Origin of the sequence: Tritonibacter sp. AK171 (genome assembly GCF_030127025.1) — a bacterium.
Classification (GTDB): domain Bacteria; phylum Pseudomonadota; class Alphaproteobacteria; order Rhodobacterales; family Rhodobacteraceae; genus Epibacterium; species Epibacterium mobile.
In genome coordinates this window covers 2,036,426-2,049,176 of the sequence record NZ_CP126134.1, presented here as the reverse complement: position 1 = coordinate 2,049,176, position 12,751 = coordinate 2,036,426, and the positions used below count along the sequence as shown (strand labels likewise).

The 12,751-nt window shown below is 58.0% G+C and carries 15 protein-coding genes; 9 read left to right on the top strand and 6 right to left on the bottom strand.

Annotated features, from left to right (window positions below; all coding sequences use genetic code 11):
• Positions 1-1,731 (bottom strand): KpsE/RkpR family capsule polysaccharide export protein, encoded by a 1,731-nt coding sequence (locus QNI81_RS09665; protein WP_283966363.1) that lies wholly within the window; start codon positions 1,729-1,731, stop codon positions 1-3.
• The gene (locus QNI81_RS09660; protein ID WP_005614477.1) at positions 1,709-2,368 is read right to left on the bottom strand and encodes an ABC transporter ATP-binding protein; all 660 of its coding nucleotides are present in this window, start codon (positions 2,366-2,368) and stop codon (positions 1,709-1,711) included. Before QNI81_RS09660 ends, QNI81_RS09665 begins: the two co-directional genes overlap by 23 nt.
• Positions 2,369-2,709: 341 nt before the next feature.
• Here QNI81_RS09660 and QNI81_RS09655 point away from each other — a divergent pair, with 341 nt between their 5' ends.
• The gene (locus QNI81_RS09655) at positions 2,710-3,306 is read left to right on the top strand and encodes a uracil-DNA glycosylase family protein (RefSeq protein WP_283966362.1); all 597 of its coding nucleotides are present in this window, start codon (positions 2,710-2,712) and stop codon (positions 3,304-3,306) included.
• Positions 3,299-4,090, top strand: coding sequence for an SseB family protein (locus QNI81_RS09650; protein ID WP_283966361.1), 792 nt, complete (start codon positions 3,299-3,301; stop codon positions 4,088-4,090). The genes QNI81_RS09655 and QNI81_RS09650 overlap by 8 nt, the downstream gene beginning before the upstream one ends.
• 179 nt (positions 4,091-4,269) lie before the next feature.
• On the opposite strand, the gene yghU is transcribed toward QNI81_RS09650, so the two are convergent.
• On the bottom strand, positions 4,270-5,142 hold the full coding sequence (gene yghU, locus QNI81_RS09645; RefSeq protein WP_005614472.1) for a glutathione-dependent disulfide-bond oxidoreductase: 873 nt from the start codon (positions 5,140-5,142) through the stop codon (positions 4,270-4,272).
• Between the two features lie 272 nt (positions 5,143-5,414).
• Here yghU and QNI81_RS09640 point away from each other — a divergent pair, with 272 nt between their 5' ends.
• The 4 genes from QNI81_RS09640 to QNI81_RS09625 all read left to right on the top strand — a co-directional run bounded on the left by QNI81_RS09640 (position 5,415) and on the right by QNI81_RS09625 (position 8,050).
• A complete protein-coding gene (locus QNI81_RS09640) occupies positions 5,415-6,191 on the top strand; it encodes an NYN domain-containing protein (protein WP_283966360.1) in 777 nt (258 codons plus the stop codon).
• The gene (locus QNI81_RS09635) at positions 6,191-6,598 is read left to right on the top strand and encodes a DUF4260 domain-containing protein (RefSeq protein WP_283966359.1); all 408 of its coding nucleotides are present in this window, start codon (positions 6,191-6,193) and stop codon (positions 6,596-6,598) included. The genes QNI81_RS09640 and QNI81_RS09635 overlap by 1 nt, the downstream gene beginning before the upstream one ends.
• A 160-nt stretch (positions 6,599-6,758) precedes the next feature.
• Positions 6,759-7,277: a YHS domain-containing (seleno)protein gene (locus tag QNI81_RS09630; protein WP_005614465.1), complete on the top strand. Its 519-nt coding sequence runs from the start codon at positions 6,759-6,761 to the stop codon at positions 7,275-7,277.
• Positions 7,278-7,420: 143 nt separating this feature from the next.
• Complete coding sequence (locus QNI81_RS09625; RefSeq protein WP_005614464.1) at positions 7,421-8,050, top strand: LysE family translocator; 630 nt, start codon at positions 7,421-7,423, stop codon at positions 8,048-8,050.
• 7 nt (positions 8,051-8,057) lie between these two features.
• Here QNI81_RS09625 and QNI81_RS09620 read toward each other — a convergent pair whose 3' ends face one another.
• A complete protein-coding gene (locus tag QNI81_RS09620; protein WP_283966358.1) occupies positions 8,058-8,951 on the bottom strand; it encodes an AraC family transcriptional regulator in 894 nt (297 codons plus the stop codon).
• A 78-nt stretch (positions 8,952-9,029) separates the two neighbouring features.
• Between QNI81_RS09620 and QNI81_RS09615 the strand changes: the two genes are divergently transcribed.
• Positions 9,030-9,413, top strand: a complete 384-nt coding sequence (locus QNI81_RS09615) for a cupin domain-containing protein (protein ID WP_283966357.1) — start codon at positions 9,030-9,032, stop codon at positions 9,411-9,413.
• A 3-nt stretch (positions 9,414-9,416) separates the two neighbouring features.
• Positions 9,417-9,827, top strand: coding sequence for a DUF2000 family protein (locus QNI81_RS09610; protein WP_283966356.1), 411 nt, complete (start codon positions 9,417-9,419; stop codon positions 9,825-9,827).
• A gap of 87 nt (positions 9,828-9,914) precedes the next feature.
• On the opposite strand, the gene QNI81_RS09605 is transcribed toward QNI81_RS09610, so the two are convergent.
• Complete coding sequence (locus tag QNI81_RS09605; protein WP_283966355.1) at positions 9,915-10,505, bottom strand: GcrA family cell cycle regulator; 591 nt, start codon at positions 10,503-10,505, stop codon at positions 9,915-9,917.
• Positions 10,506-10,694: 189 nt separating this feature from the next.
• Between QNI81_RS09605 and QNI81_RS09600 the strand changes: the two genes are divergently transcribed.
• Positions 10,695-11,519, top strand: a complete 825-nt coding sequence (locus tag QNI81_RS09600) for an ABC transporter permease (RefSeq protein ID WP_126137387.1) — start codon at positions 10,695-10,697, stop codon at positions 11,517-11,519.
• Here QNI81_RS09600 and QNI81_RS09595 read toward each other — a convergent pair.
• A complete protein-coding gene (locus tag QNI81_RS09595; RefSeq protein ID WP_283966354.1) occupies positions 11,516-12,442 on the bottom strand; it encodes a DMT family transporter in 927 nt (308 codons plus the stop codon). The genes QNI81_RS09600 and QNI81_RS09595 overlap by 4 nt on opposite strands.
• Positions 12,443-12,751: the final 309 nt, after the last annotated feature.

Here is a 12,751-nt window from a genome sequence, read left to right as displayed (position 1 = left end):
TTACGAAGAGACCTGTTCCCGAAGAATGGATGCCGTGAGGGCACACATCAGGTAGATACCGGAAAAGATCAGGAAAGCCAAAATCGTATTTTCGAACTTGCGCGGGGATGACGGTGTGTCGGCGGGAACTGGCTCGACCGCGGTGGTGAGGTAGCGTACCTGCCGGTTGGCCTCCATCCGGGTCTGTTCGACCTGCTGCAGGGCGGATTGCAACATCATGTCCCGTGTCGCAAGGTCAGCCTGCGCCATCTGGATTTTCACACTCAGCGAGGCCAGCGAGTTTTCGCCCTGCGATGCGTCAGTCATACGTTTGTTGAGCGTGTCGATCAGAGCTTCAAGCCGTTTGATGTCGGCTGCGGTACCTTCAACCTTAGCAGCGTTGGGGCGCAGGTTGTCCTCAAGCGCGGCGAGTTCCAGACGTTTTTGCTGCAACTGCAACTCGAAGGTATTGATCTGCGAGCGCAATGACGCGATCACCCCTTCAGGGTCGAGAACAGAACCTTGTTGTTGCAGGCGCACCAGTTCAGCCTGAGCATCGCGACGCTGTTGTTCTGCCAACTCCAGCGCATCTTCCGCGTCACCCACTTGGTCGGCCCGTTTTTGTTCCGACAGATGGTTCACGTTTTCCTGCGCATAGGAAATAAGGCGGCGCGAAAATTCGGCGGCGACCTCAGGTTCTGCGGCGGATACCTCCATCCGCACAACGCCCTCGGTCGGATCGTAGCCAATTTTCACGTTGCGTTTGTAGATCTTATACGCGTCGTCATTGGTGGCATCCGGTGTAAGCCGCTGGATGGGGTCAATCCAATCCTGAGAGAAATGCGTGCGAAAGCCTGCCTCTTCATCGAGGCGGCGCATTGCAACTTTGGATTGGAGATACGCCTGAACAGCGATCGAGTCCTGACTGGTCGCGAATTGGGTGCCGCTCAGCAAGCCGCCAAACCCGGAGGCCCCGGCGCTGTCAGCCTTGAGCACCAAAAATTCCGAGTGCGACGCATACATAGGGGTCGCGACGTTATAGTAGTAAAAGCCCGCGAGAAAAGTCGGAAGAAGCACGAAGGCCCCGAGCCGTGCGCCCAACAGTGCCATTTTGCGCCGGCGGCGCCGGGCAATGTCGCGCTGTATCGAGCGGATTTCACGGTTACGCCGTTCGGCCGGGCTAAGCTGTCCGGGCGCGGCAACGCTGGTTTTTCCCTTGTCTACGGTTTGGGGCAGCGTCTGTGGGTTGGGTGCGTTTGCTGCTGGTTGGGTCGCCGGTACGTTGTTTTTTTGTCCCTGAGGGACGACAAGCTCCAGCATATTGGCGCGCTTAAACGGATCGATCCCGCGTTGACGCAACAGGCGAACGGCGTCGTAATCGGATGTTGCGGGCAGGTCATGCTTTTGTGCAACCCGACGGGCCAAGCGCAGTTGGCGACCTGTAAGCCCCTCGCGCTTGATTTCTTCGATATCCGTTGCGCCTGCTTCCTCGTTGGCGGAGGAAACTTGCCCCTCGCGGACCGTTGCGCCCTCAGTGTTGGAGGGACGCTCTTGTGCGGCCGCTCCGGCAGGCTGCGAGCCCTTGACGCCCCCCTGAGAGGATGGCGTGCCACCAGTCACGGCCCCATCAGAACCTTGTGGCTGTGGGGGGGAAACCGGACGTGCGGTCGCTGCTTCGGTCTCGCTGGCCTGTTCCGCCTCAGACGTGGTGCGGCGGATGCGAAATTTTTTAGCCTTGGGTTTCGTAGTCATAGAGCTGTTTCGCTTCTTCCAAGGTTTCAAACATATGGAGCTGCCCATTCATCAAAACAGCGGCGCTGTTGGCGAATTTCTCCAGTGTGCGGGGCTGGTGAGAGACGATGACGATTGTTGTGGTCTCAAGTCGCTCTTGCAAAATGGTACCGGCCTTGCGGTTGAACTCCACATCTGTGGAGCTGGGCATACCTTCGTCGATCAAATAGATATCGAAATCCAGCGCTAGCATCAGCGCAAAGGAAAACCGGGATTTCATCCCTGCGGAATAGGTTCCAAGCGGTTGATCAAAATACTCATTCAACCCGCAGAGCCAACGGCAGTAGCTTTCGACATAGTCCGGGTCCAAACCATAAAGGCGCGCAATATAGCGGCTGTTTTCCATGGCGGAGAGGCGGTTCACGACGCCGCCCATAAAGCCGAGTGGGAAGGAAATTTTGCAGCCGCGATTGATCTCGCCTTCATCGGGCTTTTCAAGGCCTGCCATCATGTTGATCAGCGTTGTCTTGCCGGTTCCATTGGGTGCCAGAATGCCAAGCGAGGTCCCGAGCTCCACCTGAAAGGAGACCTTGTCCAGGATGATCTTGCGCTGAGTCCCGGTCCAATAGGATTTGCTGACGTTCACGAATTCCAACATGATCTGCTCAGTATATAGCCTCTTTACCTCGGATGTGGGCAGAACTGGTCACCATAAGGTGATTGGCCCTGCACCGCTGTGTTGTCTTTTTGCCTTCGAACATCGAAGGAGGGTGCCGAATGCAGATAACCGGCGGTTTTTCCATCTTCGATGGGACTGCGAATGCCTGTAAAGCCAGCCCTAGCACAAGTTAGTTAACGGACTACGCGCTGATTTAGGCGCAAATATGTCGAATTTGAGCAATGCGGTGCTGCTGATTTGGTAGTGTTGTGGCAGATCAACAGCGGCCCGGTATTCGAGAACACAAAGACGGGCTGCACAACGCAGGTGGATCGAGCCAGATGAACAGCGCACATCTCAAACACCAGATTGCGGCATGTACACTCTGCGCAACGCGATTTGCCGCGACGAAGACAGCCCATCAGCCGCGTCCGGTGGTGTGGTTTCAGCCGGGTGCCCGGATTCTCATCGCAGGGCAAGCGCCGGGGTTGCGGGTTCATGAAAGCGGCAAGCCCTTTACCGACCCATCGGGGGATCGGCTTCGCGATTGGCTTGGGTTGAATGAGGAAGAATTCTATGACCAATCCCGTGTGGCGATCGTGCCAATGGCGTTTTGCTTTCCGGGATATGATGCAAAGAATGCGGATCTACCGCCGCCACCGATCTGCGGTGAAACATGGCATGACCGAGTGATGGAAACCCTGTGCCGCGTGAGGTTGCGCATTATCGTCGGCGGGCATGCGCACCGCTACCACCTCAAGACCCGCAAGGGCGTGACAGAAGTGGTTCAGGATTGGCGCAGTTTGCCGGATGGTGTCTTTGCCTTGCCTCATCCCTCGTGGCGCAATACGGCTTGGCTGAAACGAAACCCTTGGTTTGAGGCGGAGCTGCTCCCGGTTCTGCGCGCTCGGGTGAAGGAGCTGATGCATTATGACTGAAACAACCGCGCTTGATCAGGCCCATGCGGCAATGGAAGCCGCACCAGAAGATGATGCGGCACGTTTGCGGTTCTTTGAGCGGCTGGCCGACAGTGAGCTGTTTATCCTGTTGGACAAAGAACCCGAAGGCGACCGGATCAGCCCCGAGATCTTTGATACTGGCGAGGGGCGTTTTGTTCTGGTGTTTGATCGTGAGGAACGGCTGGCGCAGTTTGCCAACCGGATTGTGCCCTATGCGGCATTGTCGGGGCGGGTGATCGCCTCGATGCTCGCAGGGCAGGGGATAGGATTGGGGGTCAATCTTGAGGTTGCGCCGTCTTCAATTCTCATTCCAGAGGCGGCGATGGGGTGGCTTGCGGAAACCCTGTCCCATGCACCGGGCGAAGTGGAGGCTGCCATTTCAGAGGTGCGCCCACCGCGAGGGTTGCCGGAGGTGCTCTTGACCGCCTTGGACGCAAAACTTGCAACCGCTGCTGGTTTGGCGCGCATGGCGTATCTGGCGGCTGTGACCTATGAGAGTGGCGGCAGTGGGCATCTGCTGGCGTTTGTTGGCGCGCAAGAGGGGGCAGAGCCGGCATTGGCCAAAGCGGCAGGCGAAGCGCTGACGTTCTCTGGAATTGAAGCGGGCGCTTTGGATGTGGGCTTTTTTTCCGCGAGTGACGAGATGTCGGCGCGGTTGGCGCGTGTCGGTCTGCGCTTTGACTTGCCGGAAGTTGAGGCCGCACGGTCTTATCAGCCGCAGATACCGGGGTCTGATCCAGAGAAGCCACCGCGCCTGAAATAATCGCAAAATAGCGCTTTGAAACGGGGACACTCCCGCCCGTCGCTGGATCATTCAAATGATCCGCTCCCGTTGGGCGGGGCGCCGGGCCGTTCGGCCCGGCGCAGCCTCAAACCCCTTATGGGGCTTGAGGCACAGCCCTGACAGGGGGAGTCGCCATAGGCCCCCGCAGGGGCGGGCGTTTACTCAGCCGCTTCCAGTTTATCCTGCGTCTTGGTCTCAAAATCCTCGGCAGAGTGGCGTTCGCGCAGCTGGGAGGACAGCTCTCCAAAGGCGCGATTCACCATGCGGCCACGCTGGACTGCGGGGCGGGCATCGATGGCCTTGGCCCATCGCATCACATGCTCATAGCTCTCCGCGTCAAGGAACTCTGCCGCATCATAAAGACGGCCGAGCACCAGCTGGCCATACCATGGCCAGATCGCCATATCGGCAATCGAGTACTCTTCGCCCGCGATATAGGTCTTGGTCGCCAGTTCCCGGTTCAAGACGTCCAACTGGCGCTTGGCTTCCATAGTGAAACGGTTGATGGGGTATTCAAACTTTTCTGGGGCATAGGCGTAGAAATGGCCAAACCCGCCGCCCAAATACGGCGCGGAGCCCATTTGCCAGAACAACCAGTTCAGGACTTCGGTACGTGCACTACCGTCTTTGGGAAGGAAATGACCAAACTTCTCGGCCAGATGCATCAGGATCGAGGCGCTCTCGAACACTCGTACAGGCTCACCGCCGGAACGGTCATGCAGTGCCGGGATCTTGGAGTTCGGGTTGATCTCCACAAAGCCGGAGCCGAATTGGTCCCCGTCGCCAATCTTGATCAGCCACGCGTCATACTCCGCTTCCTTGATGCCAGCGGCCAGAAGCTCCTCCAGCATCACTGTGACCTTTACGCCATTGGGCGTTGCCAGAGAATAAAGTTGAAAAGGGTGTTCGCCCACCGGCAGCTCTTTGTCATGCGTGGCACCGGCGATGGGGCGGTTGATGGAGGCGAACTGGCCACCGCTTTCTTGCTCCCAGGTCCAGACCTTCGGAGGGGTATAGGTCGAATCGCTCATGCAGGGCCTCTTTCTTCTCGTGTCAGACGTTGGTGATCGGGCCGCCCGTTGGGCAGGGCTTCACCTCAAATGGGGACGATAGTGAAAATTCCAACGACTGGAAGGTCTGGCAGGGGTTAAAATTTGCACACTGGTTTGTGCGCCGCCGATCAATGCGCAGAGATCGGCGGCAAAGGGGCCCCTGTATCGGCCTCAGCGGTTTCTATTCTCGCGCATCAGGGTATGTATGGGGCAAGCGCTTCACGCTGACTTTTACACAGGCAGGACATTTTATGGCTAACAGCGAAAAACCACCTCTACTGGCGGTCCTGATCGATGCGGACAATATCTCTGCCAAACATGCCGAGGTCATGTTCGAAGAGATTGCGTCCCTGGGCGAGGCCAGCATCCGGCGCATCTATGGGGATTTTTCGGGTGGTGGCCCGCAAGGGTGGAGCAAAGACAAACTCGCAGCCTATGCCATTGTTCCGCATCAGCAATTTGCCAATACCACCGGGAAGAACGCCAGCGACATCGCGCTGGTGATTGATGCGATGGATATCCTGCACTCGGGCCGCTTTGACGGGTTTGTTCTGATCTCGTCGGATAGCGATTTTACGCGATTGGCGAGCCGTATTCGCGAACAGGGGCTGGATGTGTACGGCATGGGCATGCGCAAAACGCCGGCTGCATTTGTGCGGGCCTGTAAGCGGTTCATCTATGTGGAAAACCTCCTCAATGAGGTGCCAAAACCGCAAAAGCCAAAACCGAAACCCGCAAATCACTCCACTGGGGAAGCGCCCGAACATCCTATCATGGCGCAGGATGATCAAGCTCCGGCAGAGTTGGAAGATCCACAAAAACTGGTGTTGCGCGCAATGGATGCGATCAGTCAGGAGGACGAATGGTTCTCACTCGGGCAGATTGGCCAATACATCACAGCCGCGAGCCCCGATTTCGACACCCGCAGTTATGGCAAGCGCAAACTCTCAGACCTGATCGCAACGATGAAAATCCTTGAAACCCGGAGGGGCGAGGGCAATCAAATCCTTGTACGCAGGCTCGATTGATGGACGCGCCCACACCCCTAGCTGTGACATGGCAAAAGGCCGAGGGGGCAGTGATCTGTGCCGCTGGCCTGTGGCTATATGCCGGGGCGGAAACGATGCTGCCGATTTGGGCCGCGATTTTGTTGTTTTTCACCCCGGACCTCAGCTTTCTCGCCTATCTGTTCGGGCGGCGTGTTGGGGCCGTTTGTTACAACATGGTTCATCTATACGCCGCCGGAATTGTTACATTAGCGCTGGGTCACCTGTGGCAAGCCCCATTGATGTGGGAGCTTGGCGCGCTCTGGTTGGCGCATTGCGGTTTGGATCGGATGCTCGGCTATGGGTTAAAATCACCGCAAGGCTTTGATTTTACACATCTTGGCCGGATCGGGCGCGCGCGTCATGAGAAGACTCAGCCTGACGGTTGAAAGCGATCACAGTTATCTCACGCGGTCTCGTCTCTTAACACAGGCGCGTGAGAGGTGCTTCGCCTGAGGCCATTCTCGCGTATCTTCGCTGCAGACACTGCGGCTGGCGCAGGTCAACCGACATATGTCGCGCCGCCCGGCGCGAGAAGAGGAATTCGCGATGAAACGTTTTGCTTTGGCTGCGGTGGCAGCCCTGTCTCTTGGTCTGCCTGCTTTTGCGGGTGAGCAGTTTGTCGATGACACCGGTTTTGCTGTTTCCGGCTATGATGTTGTCGCTTACCGTAGTCTTGCGCAGGCTCCGGTCGGGCAAGCGCAGCCCGCCGCAGTGCCCGGCAAGGCTGACATCACGGCGGAATACAACGGCGCGACATTCGCTTTCGCCACCGAGGCAAACCGCGACACTTTCCTTGAAAACCCGGCCTATTTTGCTCCGGCTTATGACGGTCACTGCGCCTATGGTGTATCCAAAGGGGGCAAGGTGCCGGGCAATCCCAATCTGTGGCGGATCGTGGACGATAAACTCTACCTGAATATCACCAAAAATGTGGTGGGTTTCTGGGAAGAAGACATCCCCGGCAACATCACCCTCGCCGAAGGGAATTGGCCGGATATCGACCCAAATCCGGCGTCGACAAATCCGATCCCGAATTTTTCATCCAGCGCTCCTGCACAGGACTGAACGCCTCGGCTTAGATCCTGCAAAAGCCCCGCACCTGTTGCGGGGCTTTTTTGTTGCGGCGTCTGTGTGCAGAAATTGGGCTTTACAGAATGGGGAAACTGTAGCTGGCTGAGTGCAGATCAGAGTTAAGAGGTTTTGAGAATATGGAATTTCATGTCTGGCTCGCGTTTGCCTCCGCCTCCATTGCGTTGCTGCTTATCCCCGGACCCACGGTTCTCTTGGTGTTGAGCTATGCGATCAGCCAAGGGAAACGTGTGGCGGTTGCGACGGCTGCCGGTGTCGCGCTGGGCGATCTGGTGGCAATGTCGGCCTCTCTTGCGGGGCTTGGGGCCTTGGTGCTGGCTTCGGCAGAGTTGTTTTTGCTACTGAAGTGGGTGGGCGCGGCGTATCTGATCTATTTGGGGATCAAACTCTATCGCAGCGCCGCGACAGCCTCGCTCGATCCGGTGGAGGACGTGGCAGATGCAGCGGCGGGGCGTGTCTTTGCACATGCAGCGGCGGTGACAGCACTGAACCCTAAATCCATCGTGTTTTTCATCGCCTTCGTGCCGCAGTTCATCAATCCGCAGGCAACATTGCTGCCGCAATTTGGCATTCTGATTGCAACCTTCGTGGGCTTTGCCGCCCTGAACGCACTGGCCTATGCGTTGCTTGGCGACAAACTGCGCCAGCGCATCCGTCACCCTGCGGTGATGCCCATGCTCACCCGTCTGGGCGGCGGCGCATTGGTGGCAATGGGGGTGGCCACCGCTGCCATTCGTCGCAGCGCTTAGGATCAGATCAAGGGCGCGGCGGCGGGCCTACCACCTGCTGCCAGCGCCCCGGCGACATGCCCACCGCAGCGGTAAATTGACGGGTCATATGCGGCTGGTCGCTAAAGCCCGCATATACTGCAGCCTCTGCAAGTGACATGCCCTCAGAGATGGCTTTTCGCGCGCGATCCACGCGGCGCAGCGTTAAGTAACGGTAAGGGCTGGTGCCAAGTGCGGCGCGAAATTGCCGGGACAAGCTGTAGCGATTGAGTTGAGTGACATTTTCCAACTCTTCTGAACGCACCACCTGATCCGCGTTGGTGTGCAAATAAGCGCGCGCCCGCTCAATGGCACGATGATCGATGCGTGTGGGGCGCAGACGGCCAGCGCTATGGTCTTTGGACAGCAAACCCTGAGCCAGCAAAGTAACCACCTGATCCAATTGCAGCGGCTCTAGCGGGCGCTGCATATCTGCGCAGGCGATGTGGAGTGCCTGCAACAACGCGCCATCGGTGAAAACCGGGTCGCGCGCAAAGGGCAGGGCGCGCGCTTCGCCTCCCAGCGCCTCTCGAATGCGGGCGGGTGCGATATAGAGCATCCGGTAGGAAAATCCGGCCTCATGCCCAGCTTCGCCGTCATGCAGCTCATCGGGGTGGATCACGATTACATTCCCGGCAAGACTGTCTGCGCGTGTCCCTCGATAGCGAAAGCTCTGCACGCCGTTGAGCGTATAGCCGATTGCATAGGTATCGTGGCGGTGCGGGGCGTAGGCATGGCCGTCAAAATGCGCCTCGATCCGCTCCAGACCTTGCGTGTTGGGCGCAACTCGCAGCCAGTCACCAGCGCTGGGCAATGCGCAGGATCGTTCAAGACCGCGCGGCGTCGCTCTGACAATCTGTTGCTCTGATGGCGTGTCGGTCATGGGCGGATCCTTGGACGGCACAGAAGATTTGCGGCTGGCGCGTTGCGAACCCGCCACCGTGCAACAAGGAGTATCCCTTTGCCGCCGAACAAACTCAATATTCTCGAACAGGTAGATGCGCAGATCACGCAGGTCTTTGATCCGCATATCGTGGCAGATGTAAACGATGCGCAGGTTAAGGTCGCAAAATTCGGTCCCCAGTTCGATTGGCACAGTCACCCATCGGAGGACGAGGCGTTTTTTGTGTTGCGTGGTCGTATCGCGATAGATTTTCGCGATGGTACTGCCGAACTGGGGCAGGGAGAGTTCCTGTGTGTGCCGAGGGGAATGGAGCATCGCCCGCGCGCCCTCACGCCCGAGCCAGTGGTCATCATGGTGGAACCGGCAGGCACGCTCAACACCGGAGACGCCGACAGCGCCCTGACGGTTGCTAACCCGAAATATCTGCAGGCTGAGGGTTGAGTGATGCAATTTGATACCAAGATCGCCATTGTGCTGAACGTAGATCTTGCCACATGGCAGAAACTCAATGTTACAGCGTTTTTGATGTCAGGTATCGTGGGCGCTTCGCCAGAGCTGATTGGCGAGCGCTACCGCGATGGGGACGGCAATACCTACAACGCATTGGCGATCCAGCCGGTGATCGTGCTTGCAAGTGACGTCGCAGGTCTTCGCAAGATTTATGAACGGGCCATGACGCGGGGCGCCGGGATGTCGATCTACACAGAGGAGATGTTCACCACTGGGCACGACGCCGCCAACCGCGCTGTGGTCGCAGAGTTTGGGGCCGCAGACTTAAACCTCGTGGGGCTGGCGCTTCGAGAAGAGAAGAAAGTGGTCGATAAAATTACCAAAGGGGCGAAGATGCACCCTTAGGATGGGGTTTGGGTTCCAACACGCAAAGAAAAACCCCGGTACCCAATTTGGATGCCGGGGTTTGCGGTAGCATTGATCGCGTCAGGCTTAGCGTTTGCGGTCGCGGCGCGAGCTCATTGGCTGGAAAGCAACACCGACATGCGCTTCGCAATAGGGTTTACCCTGCTGCACCGGAAGGCCGCAGAACCAGAAATCTTCGGTCGCGGGATCGCCAACGGGCCATTTGCAGGTCCGTTCGGTCAGTTCCATCAAGGAGAGCTTCTTGGCTTTCTTCTCGATCTCGTTGACCTTTGCCAGTGCCTCCGCCGGAATCTCATTGGCAGACGGCTGCGGCGGCAGGGGTTGGCCTGCCGGAATGATCTGCTTGCGCGCAGGTGTCGAGGGCTTTGGCTCCGCTGCGGGGGCTTCGGCCACCGGCTCCGGCGTCACCGGGCGTGCCGGTTCGGTCTTGGGCTGGGCCTTGGGCTTTGCGGCCGGCTTAGGCGCTGGCTTTTCCTTCGGCTCGGCTGCAGCCTTGCTGCTGCCGCCGGTGGTGCGGTTGGACAGACCGAGGCGGTGAACTTTGCCGATGACCGCATTCCGGGTCACGCCACCAAGTTCTTTTGCGATCTGACTGGCCGACTGGCCTTCGCCCCACATTTTCTTGAGCAGTTCGACGCGCTCGTCTGTCCAGGACATAAAGTGCCTTTCAAAGCTAATAGCGGCCTCAAGAAACCTGTGGCCGCCATCGAATTCCAGAGTACCGCCCTACAATAGTCACTGGCGGGCGAGATACAAGCCATGAACCGACGTCTCATTGCATAGAACCGCAGCTTGCATCCCTGTGATGAGCGATTATGCAGGAGGCAGCGAGAAAATGAGGGTGGCATGTCAGATAACAACACACAGTCGAGCTTTCGCATCGAAGTGGGTGAACGCCGGTTTGGCAGGGTGAATTGGCTGGGTCTTAAAACGCTCGCCGGGCGTGAAATTAAACGTTTTCTGGTGGTCTACACCCAGACCTTGCTGGCACCGATGGTAACGGCAGCGCTGTTCTTGCTGATTTTCTCCATCGCAATTGGTCCGCGCCGCGGGGATGTGATGGGGGTGCCGTTTATGTCCTTTATCGCGCCGGGCATTATGATGATGACGGTGATCCAGAATGCTTTCGCCAATACATCGTCCTCGATTGTGATTTCAAAGGTGCAGGGCAATATCGTCGACACCTTGATGCCGCCGCTGTCGGGATTTGAGATCCTGCTCGGTTATCTCGCAGGTGCGATTGCGCGCGGCGCTTTGGTTGCGGTTGGGATTGGGCTCGGTCTGGTGCTGGTGCTTGGAATGATGCCTGCTCACCCGCTGGTGGCGCTGGGATTTGTCATCTTGGGGGCGGCGTTCCTAGGCGGGCTGGGCATTGTCGCCGGGGTTTTTGCAGATAAATTCGATCAGATGGCGGCGATCACCAATTTTGTGGTGACGCCATTGGCGTTTTTGTCTGGCACCTTTTACTCGGTCGAGGCGCTGCCGCCGGTGCTCTATGCAATTTCGCACGTCAATCCGGTGTTCTACCTGATCGATGGGGTGCGCTACGGCATGATTGGCGTATCTGACAGCGACCCGGCCTTCGGCGCGCTCGTTTGCCTTGGGGCGACAGCTGTCATTGTTGCGCTGGCGTGGCAAATGCTGCGTACAGGATACCGGTTGAAAAACTAACGCTCTGCCTCGGGGCGGGGCAGGCGTTCTGTGACCGTTGGACGCTTGCCATTGACGCTTTCACGCCATGCAAGCAGCCCCGCGCCAGACAGGATAATGCCAGCCCCGAGGATTGTGACCCAGTCTGGTACAACGCCAAAGATCACCGCATCATAGATTGCTGCAAAGACCAGTGTCCCATAGGCAAATGGGGCAACAAAAGACGCATCCGCCCGCGCCATCGCATTGACGAAACAGGCCTGCGCACAGGCCATAAGCGCGCCGAGCGCGGCCAGCGCGCCCCATTGCGCCGCTGTTGGCATTTGCCAGACGGCAAGCGCGGCGCAAGAGGCAATAACCATCCCAATCAGGTTGTTAACCCACAGGATCTGCACCGGCGGCTCCCCACCGGCCAGTTTCTTGATGAAGATCAGCTCAGCCCCCATGGCCAAGGCCGCGCCAAGTGCCAGCAACGCTGCAGGTTGAAAACTCTCAGGTGTTGGCCGCAAGAGAATCATTGCCCCCATAAGAGCAATCGCAGCAGCAAGCCACCGCCACGGCCCGACCTTTTCGCCGAGAAACGGGATCGCCAGCATCATGCCGATCACCGGGTTGAGGAATGAAATGGCCGTTGCGTCTGCCAGCGGGATAAAGGCTACAGAGGCAAACATCAGCGTGACACCGCCCCAGCCAAACGTGGATCGCCCGATATGCAGCCCCCAATGGGGCTTGTGGATCTTCTGACGCAAGACCACAACGGCCGCTGAAATCCCGATAAAGGCAAAAACAAATCGCCCCTGACTGATTTGCAGGGCGTGCAAGGGCGGCCCCAGCACATCTGTCCCGAGCGATTTCGCCAGCAGGGTGGTGCCTGCAATAAACACAGTTGCCAGCAGGATCAGTGCCGCGGCAAGGGGAGGGTTTTGTGGGGTCTCATGCGTCATGCGACAATCGGTGCGACAGCGCGGCTCTAAAGGCAAGCGCAAAGGTTGCGCGGTTGATCGATGCATTCCAGACGCTTTTACCGTGCCCCGCCAGCATGCCAGTCAGCGCGTCCGTCGTTTTGTTCTAAAATAGGTGCCGAAGGGGGTTTTCACGCGTCGATGCTTCCGTTATGGAGCCTTCCTATGATCAAACACGCAACTCTCTTGTCGACTCGACGTCGACGCCAATGTGCCTGACACGCTGCCAATCGCAGCGCTTTTGATCCCGCGCGCCTCGCTTGTTCTTCAAAATGGCGCCACCCTTTCAAA

Coding starts and splice junctions, on each gene's coding strand:
- yghU (WP_005614472.1), bottom strand. CDS start 5,142: ATGAGCGATTCGACCTATACCCCTCCGAAGGTCTGGACCTGGGAGCAA.
- QNI81_RS09600 (WP_126137387.1), top strand. CDS start 10,695: ATGTCAGATAACAACACACAGTCGAGCTTTCGCATCGAAGTGGGTGAA.
- QNI81_RS09650 (WP_283966361.1), top strand. CDS start 3,299: ATGACTGAAACAACCGCGCTTGATCAGGCCCATGCGGCAATGGAAGCC.
- QNI81_RS09635 (WP_283966359.1), top strand. CDS start 6,191: ATGGACGCGCCCACACCCCTAGCTGTGACATGGCAAAAGGCCGAGGGG.
- QNI81_RS09605 (WP_283966355.1), bottom strand. CDS start 10,505: ATGTCCTGGACAGACGAGCGCGTCGAACTGCTCAAGAAAATGTGGGGC.
- QNI81_RS09630 (WP_005614465.1), top strand. CDS start 6,759: ATGAAACGTTTTGCTTTGGCTGCGGTGGCAGCCCTGTCTCTTGGTCTG.
- QNI81_RS09620 (WP_283966358.1), bottom strand. CDS start 8,951: ATGACCGACACGCCATCAGAGCAACAGATTGTCAGAGCGACGCCGCGC.
- QNI81_RS09640 (WP_283966360.1), top strand. CDS start 5,415: ATGGCTAACAGCGAAAAACCACCTCTACTGGCGGTCCTGATCGATGCG.
- QNI81_RS09655 (WP_283966362.1), top strand. CDS start 2,710: ATGAACAGCGCACATCTCAAACACCAGATTGCGGCATGTACACTCTGC.
- QNI81_RS09610 (WP_283966356.1), top strand. CDS start 9,417: ATGCAATTTGATACCAAGATCGCCATTGTGCTGAACGTAGATCTTGCC.
- QNI81_RS09625 (WP_005614464.1), top strand. CDS start 7,421: ATGGAATTTCATGTCTGGCTCGCGTTTGCCTCCGCCTCCATTGCGTTG.
- QNI81_RS09660 (WP_005614477.1), bottom strand. CDS start 2,368: ATGTTGGAATTCGTGAACGTCAGCAAATCCTATTGGACCGGGACTCAG.
- QNI81_RS09595 (WP_283966354.1), bottom strand. CDS start 12,442: ATGACGCATGAGACCCCACAAAACCCTCCCCTTGCCGCGGCACTGATC.
- QNI81_RS09665 (WP_283966363.1), bottom strand. CDS start 1,731: ATGACTACGAAACCCAAGGCTAAAAAATTTCGCATCCGCCGCACCACG.